Source organism: Snodgrassella sp. W6238H11 (assembly GCF_016100525.1).
Taxonomy (GTDB): Bacteria; Pseudomonadota; Gammaproteobacteria; order Burkholderiales; family Neisseriaceae; genus Snodgrassella; species Snodgrassella alvi.
In genome coordinates this window covers 586,083-601,092 of sequence record NZ_JACFSH010000001.1, presented here as the reverse complement: position 1 = coordinate 601,092, position 15,010 = coordinate 586,083, and the positions used below count along the sequence as shown (strand labels likewise).

Below are 15,010 nucleotides of genomic sequence, written 5' to 3'. Positions count from 1 at the left end.
CAAACAGTGCTGCATTTACGGATTGGATACAAATACAGAGTTCATTTTACCAATCATATCTAATGCATGACCAGAACCCCGTGCAACACATGTCAGCGGATCTTCTGCAATCATAACTGGCAAGCCGGTCTCCTCAGAAAGCAAACGATCCAAACCTTTAAGTAAAGCGCCACCTCCGGTTAATACCAAACCACGATCGGCAATATCCGCACCCAGCTCTGGGGGAGTCTGCTCCAAAGCATTTTTAACTGCCTGTACAATCTGATTAAGTGGTTCAGTCAGTGCTTCCAAAACTTCATTTGAACTGATTGTAAAAGCACGCGGAATACCTTCTGCCAGATTACGTCCTTTTACTTCAATTTCTTTTACTTCCATACCGGGGAAAGCAGAACCGATATTTTTCTTAATTTCTTCAGCAGTAGATTCACCAATCAGCATGCCATAATTGCGGCGCACATAGTTAATAATGGCATCATCAAATGCATCACCACCTACGCGGATTGAGTGAGAATAAACGACACCAGATAAAGAAATCACACCAACTTCTGTTGTTCCGCCGCCAATATCCACGACCATTGAGCCAGTTGGTTCTTCAATAGGCAAACCCGCACCAATTGCTGCTGCCATAGGCTCTTCAATTAGATTTACAATCGATGCGCCGGCTGCTAAAGCTGAATCACGAATAGCTTTACGTTCTACCTGAGTTGAACCGCATGGAACACAAATAACGATTCGGGGAGCAGTAAATCGGCTGTTGTTTACCTTTTTGATAAACTGCTTGAGCATTTTTTCAGTGACATTAAAGTCAGCAATCACACCATCTTTCATAGGTCGTATTGCCTGGATGCTTCCCGGCGTACGCCCCAGCATTTTCTTTGCAGCTGTTCCCACAGCCAGCATGCCGTTTTTAGCATTTATGGTGTCATTTTGCACGGCCACCACAGACGGCTCGTTTAAAACAATACCTTTGTTTTTAATAAAAATCAAAGTGTTAGCAGTACCAAGATCAATAGCCAGATCATTGGATAAATATTTGGAAAAAAAGCGAAACATGAGGATGTCCTAATGAACTTTTAAATTATAAGTATGGCAAAAGCAGTTTTGCGGCGCACTGTACTCAGCAAATCAGTACGCCAAAGAATAGGGTTTTCGGTTATAATTCTATATTATGTAACAACCGAATCAGAACGCGCAATGATACCGCAGTTTGCCCGTTTTGCTAAATCAAATTTAAGGATTTTTGATGGCTTTAACATTAAGTGATGTAGATAAGCTCGCACGCCTCTCTCGCTTGAGTCTTTCAGAAGCAGAGCGAAATAACATGCTGACAGAGCTGAACCATGTATTCGATCTGGTCGAAAAAATGCAGGAAGTCAATACTGACGGGATTGAACCGATGGCACACCCGCATGAACTGGCCTTGCGTTTACGCGACGATGCAGTTACTGAAAAAGACGAGCATCATGCAATCCAGTCATGCGCACCACTAGTAGACAGAGATTTATATCTTGTACCTAAGGTTATTGAATAACTCAACCCTTACCACAATGACTTGTTCATTCATATTTAAATTTATTGCAGGTAACTACAGACAATGTTGCCTGAAAGTTATATAACCACTATGCCAAAAAATTATACATTAAAACAGTGCAGTGACTTACTGCAATCAAAACAGGCTTCAGCTGTCGAATTGGCGCAGGAGTATCTGGCTGCAATTGAAAGTGAAAATACCAGTCTTAATGCCTATATCACACTGGATAAAGAACGCACTATTGCTGAAGCTAAGGCTGCTGATGCACGTTTGGCGCAGGGTTCAGCAAATGTATTAACCGGTGTACCCATAGCCTATAAAGATATATTCTGCCAACAGGGATGGCGCAGTGCCTGTTCCAGCAAAATGCTGGATACTTTTACTGCACCTTATACAGCAACAGTAGTTCAGAATTTGCTTGATGCAGGTATGGTAACCTTAGGCAGAACCAATATGGATGAATTTGCCATGGGTTCAACAACTGAGTCTTCCTACTATGGTATAACTCACAATCCGTGGCAGCTTAATCATGTTCCGGGTGGTTCCTCAGGTGGTTCAGCAGCAGCCGTGGCTGCGCGGCTAGCACCGGTTGCGCTGGGTTCAGATACTGGCGGTTCCATTCGTCAGCCTGCCTCACACTGTGGTATTACTGGTTTGAAACCCACCTATGGTGTAGTTAGCCGTTTCGGTATGGTTGCTTATGCTTCCAGTTTTGATCAGGCCGGACCAATGGCTCAAACAGCAGAAGATTGCGCCTTGTTAATGAATAGTATGGCGAGTTTTGATGAGCGGGACTCTACCAGTATAGAGCGTAATAAAGAGGACTATACCCGCGATTTAAATCAATCGTTACAAGGTTTAAAAGTAGGTCTGCCGCGCGAATTTTTTGGCGAAGGTCTGGACGTACAAGTACATGCATCAATTGATAGTGTTGTAGAAGTACTCAAAAAACTGGGTGCGGAAATTGTAGATATTACTTTACCACATACAGAACTATCCATTCCTGCCTATTATGTACTGGCTTCAGCTGAAGCCAGTACAAACCTATCACGCTACGACGGTGTTCGTTATGGACATCGTGCTGCTGAATTCGGTAATCTGGACGAAATGTACAGTAATACCCGCGCCGAAGGTTTCGGGTCTGAAGTAAAACGCCGCATTATGATAGGCACTTATGTTTTATCTCACGGTTACTATGATGCTTACTACCTGAAAGCACAAAAATTACGCAGAATGGTTGCAAACGATTTCCAGGCAGCATTAAAACAGTGCGATATTATTCTGGCTCCGGTTGCGCCTACTGCAGCACCATTATTAGAAAGCCATAATAGTGATCCTGTTGAAATGTATCTTTCAGATATTTACACCGTTTCTTTAAATCTTGCCGGTTTGCCGGGTATTTCTCTGCCGGCAGGATTTACCACAAGCGGATTACCCGTAGGCGCTCAGCTTATCGGTAATTATTTCGCAGAAAGCCGTCTGCTAGGTATTGCACACCAGATTCAGCAATATAGTGACTGGCATACCAGAACTCCATTTGTACAATAATTGCCAGTATACGAATTGAAAGAAGACAGAATGAATTGGGAAACAGTAATCGGTCTGGAAATCCACGTTCAGTTAAACACGCGTTCCAAAATTTTTAGTGGATCATCTACTGCATTTGGCGCAGCACCCAATGCTCAGGCCAATGTTGTGGATTGCGCACTGCCTGGTGCCTTACCAGTAATGAATCGTGATGTGGTAAACAAGGCCATTAAACTTGGATTGGCTTTAGGTGCGAATATTAACCGGAAAAATGTTTTTGACCGGAAAAACTACTTTTATCCGGACTTACCTAAAGGTTATCAGATTAGTCAGCTTGATTTGCCGATAGTTGAGCACGGAAAACTTGAAATCGTGGTTGGTAATGAAGTTAAAACCATTAATGTTACCAGAGCTCATATGGAAGAAGATGCCGGTAAATCCATCCATGATGAATTTGAACACTATACCGGAATCGATTTAAACCGGGCTGGTACTCCGTTACTGGAAGTCGTGTCAGAACCGGAAATGCGTTCAGCAGCAGATGCTGTTGCTTATGCTAAAACAATGCATAGCCTGGTAACCTGGTTAGGCATATGTGACGGTAATATGGCAGAAGGTTCTTTCCGTATTGATGCCAATGTTTCAGTACGTCCGAAAGGACAGACTGAATTTGGCACCCGTTGTGAAATTAAAAATCTGAACTCATTCCGCTTTCTGGAACAAGCCATTAATTATGAAGTGGAACGACAAATTGAATTAATTGAAGACGGCGGTAAAGTCATTCAGCAAACACGTTTGTTTGATCCGAACAAGGGTGAAACTCGCGCCATGCGCAGTAAAGAAGATGCTCATGATTACCGTTATTTTCCTGACCCTGATTTATTACCAATGATCATTACTGATACCATGCTGGATGCAGCCAAAGCGGGCATGCCTGAACTGCCTAAAGAGATGGCCGGTCGCTTTATCGATCAATATGGTATTTCTGATTATGATGCAAGATTATTAACTAGCAATCATATACAGGCAAACTGGTTTGAGCAGGCTGCAAAACTTCATGGTCACGGTAAACTGGTTGCTAACTGGATGCTTGGAGAACTTGCAGCTGCTCTGAATAAAGCCGGAATAGATATTTCTGAAAGCCCGATTAGTGCTGAGCGTCTTGCCGGTTTAACAAATAGAATTGCGGATAATACCTTAAACAATAAACTGGCTAAACAGGTATTTGAAACCATGTGGAACAGTGATCTTACTGCTGATGCCATTATCGAACGTGATGGTTTGAAACAGATGACGGATACAGGTGCCATTGAGAAAATTATTGATGAAGTACTCGCTAATAATCAGAAATCTGTAGAAGAATTCAAATCCGGCAAGGAAAAAGCATTTAATGCTCTCGTAGGGCAGGTAATGAAGGCTTCTCGCGGTAAAGCCAACCCTCAGCAAGTTCAGTCTTTACTGCATAGCAAACTGGCATAAGCAAGATAAGGTTCAAACATGAAAAAATGGCTGCTATTGGCTACTCTGTTTGTATTAACAGGCTGCGGATTCCATCTGAAAGGAACTTCCGGATTCGACACACCCATGCCATACCATAATTGGAAGATTGAAGGCGGTAGTATGCAGCGGGCTCTGGAAATCGTATTGCGGCGGCAGCCTAATGTAATTGTGGATACTGAACATCCAGATGTAGTGGTAAAAGTCATTTCAGCGACACAGGATTCTTCTACATCAGCAGTAGATTTATCTGGCGGAGCCAGTGAATATCTGCTCACACTGAAAGTGAATGTACAAGCCTATCATAATGATCAGCCACTAGGCGATCCGATACAAGTCACAGTACACCGTTATATGGATTATTCTGATCATGAGGTACTGGCCAAAGAAGATGAACAACGTATGATTTGGCATGATATGCGTACCGATGCTGCAGAACAAATTGTACGTCGCCTGGCTTTTCTGCCTGTAACTACTAACGAATGAGTAATTTATCAGTCCAGCCTCTGTCTTCAGCATATCTGATTCACGGTGAAGAAGAATTATTACGAATAGAGGCTTTAGATGCTATCCGTTCAGCTGCACGCAGTCAGCAATATAATGAGCGCGAAGTTATCAATATAGAAACCGGATTCGACTGGGCATCACTTCTGTCCTCAGTTCATTCCGTTGGCTTATTTGCTGATAAAAAATTACTGGAAATTCATATTCCCTCTGGTAAACCCGGCAAAGAAGGAGCCGCAGTATTACAACAACTGGCTGAACAATTGCCGGAAAATACCTGCCTGCTTTTAATACTTCCTAAACTGGAACGATTACAAACACAGAGTAAATGGTTTTCAAGCTGGGCAAAAAATGCTCAGATATTTGAGGCAAAATCAATTAATCAAAATGCATTACCTCAGTGGATAAAAAATCGGTTGGCGGCTCAGAATCTGAATATCGATAATGATGCACTTGCCCTGTTTGCAGAAAAAGTAGAAGGCAATCTTTTAGCCGCAAAGCAGGAAATCGATAAACTGGCTCTAATTCATCCGGCCGGACATACCGTTACTCTGGATGACGCACAGACAGCAGTAGCTAACGTAGCACGTTTTGATATCTTTCAATTGTCAGCAGCATGGATGAGCGGAAACTCAGAACGGGTATTGCGTTTACTGGAGGGTCTTGCTTTGGAGAGAAATGAACCGGTACTATTATTATGGGTTATCAGTGAGGATATTCGTACTCTCATACGTTTACTTGCAGCATTAAAGCAAGGTAAATCAATCAGTGAAATGCGCCAAAGCCTGCGTTTATGGGGTGAAAAACAGACTTTAGCACCACAAGCTGCCAAACGTATCGGCATCAGACGTCTTCTTGAAGCTTTACAGATATGTGCGTTTATCGACCGACAAATTAAAGGTGCAGAAGAAGGTAATGCATGGGCAGAAATCAAACATCTTTTTCTGTCTCTGACCATCTGAACATTATTCTGGTAACTCACCGTTAAACTATTGATCCAATAATGATGAAAACAGTTGAAAAAAGCGTTTTAGTACTACATAGTGCCGAACACATATTTGATCTGGTCAACACAGTTGAAGATTATCCTAAGTTTTTACCCTGGTGTAATCGTACGGATATTCTCAAACGGGATGAACAATCTCTTGAAGCTGTATTGTACATGGACTATATGAAAATACGTCAGTCATTTGCTACCAGAAACATTAATCAAAGACCAAATAAAATCCAGATGAGTTTACTTAATGGTCCTTTTCGTAAACTGGAAGGTATCTGGCAATTTACTCCTATCGATGATCTGGGCTGTAAAATCGATTTTCGTCTGGAATATGAATTCTCCAATGCAGTACTTTCAGCACTAATAGGTCCGGTCTTTAATATTATCGCTACAACATTGGTTGATGCTTTTATTAAGGAAGCAGACAGACGCTATGATGACTGAAATTGTTGTTGAAGCAGTATATGCCACCACTGATTATCAGCATCTCTGGCAGGGAAAAGTTCCGGCAGGAACCAGTGCACGTCAGGCATTATTACAGTCAGATTTACCAGAAAAATTTCCACAAACTGATTTCTATGTAGCACCCATTGGTATATTCGGTAAAAAAGTTAATGATGATTATATATTATCCAATTGGGATCGAATTGAAGTTTACCGACCGTTACTGATTGATCCGAAAGAAAACCGGCGACGGCGTGCAAAGCAAAAAGAATCGTTTTCTAGTTAACTTTTAAACAGTTTGTAATTCCCGAGGAATATACATGTCTCATATCAGGCTAATAGTTGGCTTGGGCAATCCGGGCACAGAATATGAACATACACGGCATAATATAGGTTTTGATTTCGTTGATGAACTTGCCAGGTTATGGAAAATCAGCTTAAAAGAAGAAAAAAAATTTTTTGGACAAGTAGCAAAAGTTAACTTACCCGAAAACGAAATCTGGCTGCTTAAACCTTCCACATACATGAACAAATCAGGCACATCCGTGCAATCTATAGCCAAATTCTTCAAAATATCACCTGAGGAAATACTGGTAATTCATGATGAGTTGGATATTCCCTGCGGCCAGATCAGGTTTAAAAAAGGGGGAGGAAGTGGTGGTCATAACGGACTAAAAGATATACAGGCCTGGCTGGGCACCGCAGATTTTTACCGGCTACGACTAGGTATTGGTCATCCGGGTGATCGTAATCTTGTTGTTCATTATGTATTGCATAAACCATTGGCTGAAGAAAAAGTTTTGATAGACGAAGCTTTGCATAAATCTCTGAATGCTATACCCCTGCTGCTAAAAGGAGAATTCGGCAGGGCGCAGCAACAATTACACAGCAAGTAAAATTTGAAAGATCGTGTTATGAAATATCGTGACTTGCGGGAATTCATTGCTGTTCTTGAGCAGCAGCAATTATTAAAGCGAATTCAAACATCAGTTTCTCCTCATCTGGAAATAACAGAAATTGCTGACCGGGTATTACAAAAGCAGGGACCGGCATTATTATTTGAAAATACTATAAATCAGACAGGAACAACATACCAGTTTCCTGTTCTGGCTAATCTTTTTGGTACTCCGGAACGTGTTGCCATGGGAATGGGGGCAGACGATACCAGTCAATTACGTGAAATAGGTAAAACACTGGCTTACCTGAAAGAGCCGGATCCTCCTAAAGGATTCAAAGATGCTTTTTCTAAATTACCTTTACTCAAAGATTTATGGAGCATGGCTCCGCATATCGTCAAAAAAGCACCTTGTCAAGAAATTATTCTAGAAGGTGATAAAGTAGATTTAACACAATTGCCAATTCAAAAATGCTGGCCGGAAGATGCAGCTCCGCTAATTACCTGGGGCTTAACAGTTACACGCGGCCCAGAAAAAAAACGCCAGAATCTAGGCATTTACCGACAGCAACTACTGAAAAAAAACAAACTAATTATGCGCTGGCTTGCTCATCGTGGCGGTGCTCTGGATTTTCAGGCTTTTAAACAAAAATATCCAAACAAACCTTACCCTGTATCAGTCATACTGGGTTGTGATCCTGCTACCATCCTCGGAGCAGTCACCCCGGTACCAGACAGTCTCAGTGAATATCAGTTTGCCGGCTTATTAAGAGGATCGCGTACTGAGCTAGTTAAATGCATCGGGAATGATTTGCATGTTCCGGCCCGGGCAGAAATCATTCTTGAGGGAGTTATTTACCCGGATGAGACTGCACTGGAAGGTCCTTACGGAGACCATACCGGTTATTATAATGAACAGGATGATTTTCCGGTATTTACCGTAGAACGCATTACCATGCGCGACAATGCCATTTATCACAGCACTTATACCGGTAAACCGCCTGATGAACCGGCAATTCTGGGAGTCGCACTGAATGAAGTGTTTATCCCGTTATTACAAAAACAATTTCCGGAAATTATTGATTTCTATCTGCCTCCGGAAGGTTGTTCATATCGCATGGCCGTTGTTAGCATAAAGAAACAATATGCCGGACATGCCAAAAGAGTAATGATGGGTTGTTGGAGCTATCTGCGTCAGTTTATGTATACTAAATATATTATTGTAGTAGATAATGACATTAATATAAGAGACTGGAAAGAAGTTATCTGGGCAATTACCACACGTATGGATCCTGTGCGGGATACAACACTAATCGATCATACACCGATTGATTATCTGGATTTTGCCAGTCCGATTAGCGGACTTGGCGGGAAAATGGGTCTGGATGCAACCAATAAATGGCCCGGAGAAACAAACCGTGAATGGGGTAAAGTAATACACAAGGATCCGGCAACCATAGCTAAAATTGATGCCATATGGCAAGATTTGGGTCTATAGCTATTTTCAGTCATTATGAATTTTACAGATTGAAGTTTAACAATATATACGGCATAAACATGGGAAGTAAATATATAAATCGTATCTGTACATGGTGCCTGAAACTGGGTCTTGTCTCTATTCTGGCGGCCTGCCAAAACCTGCCTTCACAGCAGGGGCGTAGTATTGAAACACATATTACTGCCGACACTCCGTCCTCTCTTGCCTATGCTAATGCTTCACTTGTATCCGAACATAAAGGTTTATCCGGTCTTTATCCGCTTGATGACGGACATGAAGCATTCGCCGCACGGATAGCTCTGGTTCGCGCCGCAGAACATAGTCTGGATGTACAGTACTATATCTGGCGTAACGATACGTCCGGTCAGCTACTTTTTCATGAACTGGTATTAGCTGCACAGCGTGGTGTACACGTTCGATTACTGCTTGATGACAACAATACTATTGGTCTTGATAATATATTAAAAGCAGTTAATCAAGAACCGAACATCGAAATCAGATTATTTAACCCTTTTATGCACCGGCACTGGCGCGCTTTAAGCTACATGACAGATTTTGCCCGCCTGAACCGGCGTATGCATAATAAATCTATCACAGCTGATAATCAGGCCACTATTCTAGGCGGACGGAATATTGGTGATGAATATTTTGATATGGGTAAAGGCACACTTTTTGTAGATTTAGATATTCTCGCCATAGGACCTATTGTTAATCAGGTTTCAAACAATTTTGACCGCTACTGGAACAGTGCTTCGTCATATCCTTTAAATGGTATAGTTCATCCCCGCCATATTAAATTACAGGCAAGCATGCCTATATTCAAACATCGCAGTTTCAATCATTTACGTGCCAATAGTTATGATAATGCATATAATCGTGACAATTTTGCCAACCGGTTACTAGACGGATCACTGGATTATCAATGGGCACATTTGATACTAGTGAGTGATAATCCTGATAAAGCTCTGCCTAAAAACAGGCGAAAAGTAAATACCACCCAGCCTGATAATAATCTTTTAATTGAGCCGGATACAGAACAACCACCAGTAATTAAATATCAAAAAGCCAGTTTGACTCTGAACGCACTTGCCGCATCTGTTGTTGAACCTCAAAAAGATTTACTAGTTATCACTCCGTATTTTGTACCCACACAAACAGGTCTTGAGTATCTGCAAAAATTACGGGAAGAGGGTGTTAAGATACGTATTCTCACAAACTCCTTAGCAGCAACCGATGTGGCAGCAGTACATTCTGGTTATTCTCACTATAGAATACCGCTGTTAAAAGAAGGAGTAGAAATTTATGAACTCAAAAATCAGGGCTTTTTAAAAGGACCTCGTGACCGTGCATTTACAGGTAATTCCGAATCAAGCTTGCATGCTAAAACTTTTACTATCGACGGACAACAGCTATATATCGGTTCATTAAACTTTGATCCACGTTCGGCACGACTCAATACAGAAATGGGTGTCGTAATACAGTCTCCGGAAATGGCACAATTTATGAATCAAGCGATTAATGAAGCATTGCCATATGTTACTTATCAGGTAAAACTAACACCACAAGGCAAGCTGGAATGGACAGAAACCAACGACAAAAATCAAACAAAGGTTTATCATCATGAACCGGATACCACTTTTTGGCAGCGTGTCTGGGTAAAAATGCTCTCCTTACTCCCACTGGAAAGTTTACTTTAACCAGTTTTAGCCATCTTTCATTTGTTCACAACTTGATATTTCTTTTAAAAGGTATTGCCAATGCTTTTGTTTATAGATAATTACGATAGTTTTACCTTTAACATAGTGCAATACCTTGGCGAACTGGGCGAAAACGTAATTGTTAAGCATAATGATGAAATTACACTGCAAGATATTAGCAGACTGGCTCCGGATAAAATTGTCATCGGTCCGGGTCCATGCACACCCAGAGAAGCTGGTATTTCTGTTGATACCATTAAACATTTTGCACACACAATACCGATACTGGGTATTTGTCTGGGACATCAGAGTATAGCTTATGCTTTTGGCGGAAATATAGTACGTGCCAAAAAAGTTATGCATGGTAAAATTTCACCTGTTTACCATCACAATAACTCCCTTTTCAATAACCTGCCTAATCCGGTAAATTGTACCCGATACCATAGTCTGGTTATAGAAAAAGAAACTTTACCCGATTGTCTCGAAATAACTGCCTGGACTGATGACAACGAAATTATGGGTATCAGACATAAAACTCTGCCTGTCGAAGGTGTTCAGTTTCATCCTGAAGGGTTGCTTACCGAAAATGGTTATGCAATGTTGCACAATTTTCTGCAACAGCATAACTAATAAAGTAAAAATTTTAAAAATAGTTATATTTTAGAAAGAATTATCATGATAACGCCGCAACAGGCACTTAATCGTTTACTGGACAACAATGAATTATTCTATGATGAAATGACAGATTTAATGCGCCAGATAATGAACGGAGAAGTGGCGCCTGAAGTCATAGCTGCTATTTTAATCGGATTACGTATTAAAGTAGAAAGCGTATCGGAAATCGCGGCTGCGGCAACCGTTATGCGCGAATTCTCAACAAAAGTACCTGTACAGCAGCGAGAACATCTAGTCGATATCGTTGGGACGGGTGGAGATAATGCACATACATTCAACATATCTACAACCAGCATGTTTGTAGTTGCAGCAGCCGGAGCAAAAGTGGCCAAACATGGAGGACGTTCCGTATCTTCTTCAAGCGGCTCTGCTGACATCATTGAAGCCATGGGTGCTGCACTCGAATTAGCTCCTGAACAAGTAGGAGAATGTATCGATCAGCTTGGTGTCGGATTTATGTATGCACCAAATCATCATAACAGCATGCGTTATGTAGCTCCCGTACGTCGGGCATTAGGCGTACGTACCGTCTTTAATATACTAGGACCATTAACCAATCCGGCAACAGCATCCAACCAGGTTTTAGGGGTATTCCATATTGATCTGGTCGGGATTTTATCTCGTGTGCTGAAACAGCTTGGCAGCAAACATGTTTTAGTTGTACATGGAAGTGACGGACTGGATGAAATTACACTTACCGGCACAACCCGCATAGCTGAATTAAAAAATGGCACTATCATGGAATACGATATCCATCCGGCTCAGTTTGACATGCCGGTAATTGAAGACTTAAAACCTTTAAAAGTGGCCAATAGTGAAGAATCGCTGCATATCATGAATAGCGTATTAAACGGAGAAAAAGGACCTTGCCGTGATATAGTCGTGCTCAATGCAGCTGCTGCAATCTATGCGGCAGACATAACTTCTTCATTAGAAGAGGGTGTTGATTTAGCCATTACCGCCATAGATTCTGGTAAGGCAAAAGCGAAACAAACAGAATTTATCCAAAAAACACAACAATTGGCTAACCAGTCAAATACTAACATTAAATAAACCCGGCTTATAAGCTAAATAAAATTTGTATGCATTCATTTTAGCAATGAATCGTTTACAATAATGGCTATAATCTGTCACTAAACACACTATATTATTATGCTAGACACTCAATTACTCCGTCAGGATATCAACAGTATTGCGGAAAAATTACAGACTCGTGGTTTTAATCTGGATACCGAAACTTTCACCCGACTGGAACAACAGCGTAAACAATTACAAATACGCACAGAAGAGTTGCAGTCTAAACGCAATAATCTTTCCAAGCAGATTGGTGCACTAAAAGGTCAGGGCAAACATGATGAAGCTAACCAGACAATGGCTGAAGTTGCCCAAATCAAGACCGAACTGGAAAAGGTTGATCAGGACTACCAAACCATACAAAATCAAATTAATAATTTGATCCTGACAATTCCGAATCTACCGCATAGTGACGTTCCTGTGGGCAAAGATGAGAATGACAACATCGAAATCCGCCGATTCGGTACGCCAAGACAATTTAATTTTGCAATTAAGGATCATGTTGATTTAGGTGAACCGTTAGGCTTAGATTTCAAAACCGGCTCAGAACTATCCGGAGCAAGATTTTCATTAATGCGGGGTCCGATAGCTCGCCTGCATCGTGCACTGGCACAATTTATGCTTGATACCCATACTCAGCAGCATGGTTATACAGAACATTACACCCCTTATATTGTTAATCCTGAAATTCTGTTAGGTACCGGTCAATTACCCAAGTTTGCTGAAGATATGTATAAAGTAAGCTGCGGAGGCGAAGAAAATACACAGGAACAATATCTGATATCAACCGCAGAAATTACCCTGACTAATACCGTGCGTGAACGTATTCTGAGCAAGGATGAATTACCTAAAAAACTCACCGCACACTCACCATGTTTCCGTTCTGAGGCCGGTTCTTACGGTAAAGATACACGCGGGCTGATTCGGCAGCATCAGTTTGACAAAGTAGAAATGGTGCAGATTCAGCGACCGGAAAATTCTTATGCTGCTCTGGAAGAAATGGTTGGCCACGCTGAAAAGATTCTTCAGCTTTTGGAATTACCATATCGGGTAATTGTTCTCTGTACAGGTGATATGGGATTTAGTGCCGCTAAAACCTATGATTTGGAGGTATGGGTACCTGCACAAAACACTTATCGGGAAATTTCCAGCTGCTCAAACTGCGAAGATTTCCAGGCACGGCGTATGCAAGCAAGATTTAAAGATAATGACGGCAAAAATCAGCTGGTACATACATTAAATGGTTCAGGCCTGGCAGTTGGCAGAGCTTTGGTTGCATTACTGGAAAATCACCAGAATGAGGATGGAAGCATTAATATTCCAGTGGCTTTACAACCTTATCTGGGCGGATTAAGCGTATTACGCGCATAAATATCAACGATTTATTGAATCTCAATTTATCAAAATTTTACTAAGGGCAATATTTATACACCACCGTATTAAATATTGCCCTTCAGTGTAAAGACGCGTATAATCAGCAATCCTATTGGGTCGTTAGCTCAGTTGGTAGAGCAGTGGACTCTTAATCCATTTGTCCAGGGTTCGATCCCCTGACGACCCACCACAAATTAACATATTATATTCAATAGATTCTATGGCTGTTTAGGTGTTAATAAATAGTCCATTGAGTATCTATCTTTGTCGTTTTTTGTAATGCAATTTGCATGATGCTGCCAATCTTAGCTACATGTGCGTGCAAATGATCATTATCCAGATGAGCGTACTTCTGCACCATTTCCAGTGATTGCAATCTTACCATTGCTTTTAGCTCATATAACGAGACTTTATTCTGCATGAGCTAGCTTGCCTATTTATGCCTTAAATCAAACCTTTTGGTTAACAAAGTTCAATTACATAGTTTTGAATGCAAAAGTAGCTTCAATCTTTCCATAAATATGTATAGATTTCAGCTTTGCAGGTGAAATGATTTCTTAGGCATAATTTTTGTTATCACTTATTATTTTTAAATCACCGCAAATCGTTGCTTGTATACGCTTAACAAGCAGACTCTTCGGTGTAGCAATCAGATATACACCATCGCCACGATGACATTTAATTGCAATATTTACAAATAACAAATCCCCATTAGAAAAAGTTGGATACATAGAATCATCTGGAGCAGTAATTATAAAAGTATTTTTAAAATCATTACCTATGTTTTTCCTGACCCATTCTTCTGAAATTTCAACCAATCTTATTTCGTTTTCAGAGTCTGCGAATAAGTCAATCTTCTTGAATTGAATAAATCCGTTTCGTGCTTGATTCTCATAAATCATTTCATCTGATTTATAAGCATTTTTCATTTGTCCATTACCAGTTTCCAACCATACAGGGTCGACACCAAGTACCTGTGCAATTGTTGCAATATTTGTACTTTCTTTATTGCGTCCTGATTCAAGGGCTGCAATTGCCGACTGGGATCTGCCAATTCTGGTTGCTAATTCCTTTTGACTTATTCCTTTTTCTAACCGCGCTTTTTTTAAGCGTTCATTTAAGCCATTCATATTATTACCTTAAAATAAAGGCACTATTGTACTGATTAAATTAGTATTTAAATACCTTTAAATAGTTTGGTTATAATATTATTTTTGATAGAAATCATCGTAAAACTAAAACCCGGATACCAGAAACAAATAAAAATTTGCTATAAATAAATCTTTAATTTATGTTA

The 15,010-nt window shown here is 40.8% G+C and carries 16 protein-coding genes and 1 tRNA gene; 14 read left to right on the top strand and 3 right to left on the bottom strand.

The genetic code is table 11. The annotated features are described in order from the left end of the window. Positions 1–15 precede the first annotated feature (15 nt). A complete protein-coding gene (locus H3V00_RS02685; protein ID WP_025330699.1) occupies positions 16–1,053 on the bottom strand; it encodes a rod shape-determining protein in 1,038 nt (345 codons plus the stop codon). 190 nt (positions 1,054–1,243) lie between these two features. On the opposite strand from H3V00_RS02685, the gene gatC reads away from it, so the two are divergent. From gatC to H3V00_RS02615, 14 genes are all read left to right on the top strand, one after another. Continuing rightward, positions 1,244–1,531 (top strand): Asp-tRNA(Asn)/Glu-tRNA(Gln) amidotransferase subunit GatC, encoded by a 288-nt coding sequence (gatC, locus tag H3V00_RS02680; protein WP_025330698.1) that lies wholly within the window; start codon positions 1,244–1,246, stop codon positions 1,529–1,531. A 63-nt stretch (positions 1,532–1,594) separates the two neighbouring features. Beyond that, positions 1,595–3,079: an Asp-tRNA(Asn)/Glu-tRNA(Gln) amidotransferase subunit GatA gene (gatA, locus tag H3V00_RS02675; protein WP_232335891.1), complete on the top strand. Its 1,485-nt coding sequence runs from the start codon at positions 1,595–1,597 to the stop codon at positions 3,077–3,079. Positions 3,080–3,094: 15 nt separating this feature from the next. Continuing rightward, positions 3,095–4,537 carry an Asp-tRNA(Asn)/Glu-tRNA(Gln) amidotransferase subunit GatB gene (gene gatB / locus H3V00_RS02670; protein WP_255516727.1) on the top strand — a complete coding sequence of 481 codons (1,443 nt, stop codon included), beginning with the start codon at positions 3,095–3,097 and terminating at the stop codon, positions 4,535–4,537. Positions 4,538–4,555: 18 nt separating this feature from the next. Continuing rightward, positions 4,556–5,041, top strand: a complete 486-nt coding sequence (gene lptE, locus H3V00_RS02665; RefSeq protein WP_025330695.1) for an LPS assembly lipoprotein LptE — start codon at positions 4,556–4,558, stop codon at positions 5,039–5,041. After that, complete coding sequence (holA, locus tag H3V00_RS02660; RefSeq protein ID WP_198206510.1) at positions 5,038–6,021, top strand: DNA polymerase III subunit delta; 984 nt, start codon at positions 5,038–5,040, stop codon at positions 6,019–6,021. The genes lptE and holA overlap by 4 nt, the downstream gene beginning before the upstream one ends. Positions 6,022–6,065: 44 nt before the next feature. Beyond that, positions 6,066–6,500: a type II toxin-antitoxin system RatA family toxin gene (locus H3V00_RS02655; protein ID WP_025330693.1), complete on the top strand. Its 435-nt coding sequence runs from the start codon at positions 6,066–6,068 to the stop codon at positions 6,498–6,500. Further along, positions 6,490–6,786 (top strand): RnfH family protein, encoded by a 297-nt coding sequence (locus tag H3V00_RS02650; RefSeq protein ID WP_232335892.1) that lies wholly within the window; start codon positions 6,490–6,492, stop codon positions 6,784–6,786. The genes H3V00_RS02655 and H3V00_RS02650 overlap by 11 nt, the downstream gene beginning before the upstream one ends. Positions 6,787–6,820: 34 nt before the next feature. Next, a complete protein-coding gene (pth, locus tag H3V00_RS02645) occupies positions 6,821–7,396 on the top strand; it encodes an aminoacyl-tRNA hydrolase (protein ID WP_174833389.1) in 576 nt (191 codons plus the stop codon). Positions 7,397–7,414: 18 nt separating this feature from the next. Then, entirely contained in the window at positions 7,415–8,893 is a 1,479-nt protein-coding gene (gene ubiD, locus H3V00_RS02640; RefSeq protein ID WP_198206512.1) for a 4-hydroxy-3-polyprenylbenzoate decarboxylase, read from the top strand. A gap of 59 nt (positions 8,894–8,952) precedes the next feature. Further along, complete coding sequence (locus H3V00_RS02635) at positions 8,953–10,590, top strand: phospholipase D family protein (RefSeq protein WP_198206514.1); 1,638 nt, start codon at positions 8,953–8,955, stop codon at positions 10,588–10,590. Between the two features lie 60 nt (positions 10,591–10,650). After that, on the top strand, positions 10,651–11,220 hold the full coding sequence (locus H3V00_RS02630) for an aminodeoxychorismate/anthranilate synthase component II (RefSeq protein WP_084565647.1): 570 nt from the start codon (positions 10,651–10,653) through the stop codon (positions 11,218–11,220). Between the two features lie 45 nt (positions 11,221–11,265). Next, positions 11,266–12,318 carry an anthranilate phosphoribosyltransferase gene (gene trpD / locus H3V00_RS02625; protein WP_041880190.1) on the top strand — a complete coding sequence of 351 codons (1,053 nt, stop codon included), beginning with the start codon at positions 11,266–11,268 and terminating at the stop codon, positions 12,316–12,318. Between the two features lie 99 nt (positions 12,319–12,417). After that, positions 12,418–13,710: a serine--tRNA ligase gene (serS, locus tag H3V00_RS02620; RefSeq protein WP_198206516.1), complete on the top strand. Its 1,293-nt coding sequence runs from the start codon at positions 12,418–12,420 to the stop codon at positions 13,708–13,710. A 117-nt stretch (positions 13,711–13,827) separates the two neighbouring features. Next, positions 13,828–13,903: transfer RNA gene (locus H3V00_RS02615), tRNA-Lys, on the top strand. A gap of 45 nt (positions 13,904–13,948) precedes the next feature. Here the strand turns inward: H3V00_RS02615 and H3V00_RS02610 are convergent. Beyond that, positions 13,949–14,134 (bottom strand): hypothetical protein, encoded by a 186-nt coding sequence (locus tag H3V00_RS02610; protein ID WP_198206518.1) that lies wholly within the window; start codon positions 14,132–14,134, stop codon positions 13,949–13,951. Positions 14,135–14,270: 136 nt separating this feature from the next. Next, positions 14,271–14,843 carry a helix-turn-helix domain-containing protein gene (locus tag H3V00_RS02605; RefSeq protein ID WP_198206520.1) on the bottom strand — a complete coding sequence of 191 codons (573 nt, stop codon included), beginning with the start codon at positions 14,841–14,843 and terminating at the stop codon, positions 14,271–14,273. Between the last annotated feature and the right edge of the window lie 167 nt (positions 14,844–15,010).

Excerpts from the sequence above, each read along its gene's own strand:
- H3V00_RS02685 (WP_025330699.1), bottom strand. The coding sequence starts at position 1,053 with ATGTTTCGCTTTTTTTCCAAATATTTATCCAATGATCTGGCTATTGAT.
- gatC (WP_025330698.1), top strand. The coding sequence starts at position 1,244 with ATGGCTTTAACATTAAGTGATGTAGATAAGCTCGCACGCCTCTCTCGC.
- gatA (WP_232335891.1), top strand. The coding sequence starts at position 1,595 with ATGTTGCCTGAAAGTTATATAACCACTATGCCAAAAAATTATACATTA.
- lptE (WP_025330695.1), top strand. The coding sequence starts at position 4,556 with ATGAAAAAATGGCTGCTATTGGCTACTCTGTTTGTATTAACAGGCTGC.
- holA (WP_198206510.1), top strand. The coding sequence starts at position 5,038 with ATGAGTAATTTATCAGTCCAGCCTCTGTCTTCAGCATATCTGATTCAC.
- H3V00_RS02655 (WP_025330693.1), top strand. The coding sequence starts at position 6,066 with ATGAAAACAGTTGAAAAAAGCGTTTTAGTACTACATAGTGCCGAACAC.
- H3V00_RS02650 (WP_232335892.1), top strand. The coding sequence starts at position 6,490 with ATGATGACTGAAATTGTTGTTGAAGCAGTATATGCCACCACTGATTAT.
- pth (WP_174833389.1), top strand. The coding sequence starts at position 6,821 with ATGTCTCATATCAGGCTAATAGTTGGCTTGGGCAATCCGGGCACAGAA.
- ubiD (WP_198206512.1), top strand. The coding sequence starts at position 7,415 with ATGAAATATCGTGACTTGCGGGAATTCATTGCTGTTCTTGAGCAGCAG.
- H3V00_RS02635 (WP_198206514.1), top strand. The coding sequence starts at position 8,953 with ATGGGAAGTAAATATATAAATCGTATCTGTACATGGTGCCTGAAACTG.
- H3V00_RS02630 (WP_084565647.1), top strand. The coding sequence starts at position 10,651 with ATGCTTTTGTTTATAGATAATTACGATAGTTTTACCTTTAACATAGTG.
- trpD (WP_041880190.1), top strand. The coding sequence starts at position 11,266 with ATGATAACGCCGCAACAGGCACTTAATCGTTTACTGGACAACAATGAA.
- serS (WP_198206516.1), top strand. The coding sequence starts at position 12,418 with ATGCTAGACACTCAATTACTCCGTCAGGATATCAACAGTATTGCGGAA.
- H3V00_RS02610 (WP_198206518.1), bottom strand. The coding sequence starts at position 14,134 with ATGCAGAATAAAGTCTCGTTATATGAGCTAAAAGCAATGGTAAGATTG.
- H3V00_RS02605 (WP_198206520.1), bottom strand. The coding sequence starts at position 14,843 with ATGAATGGCTTAAATGAACGCTTAAAAAAAGCGCGGTTAGAAAAAGGA.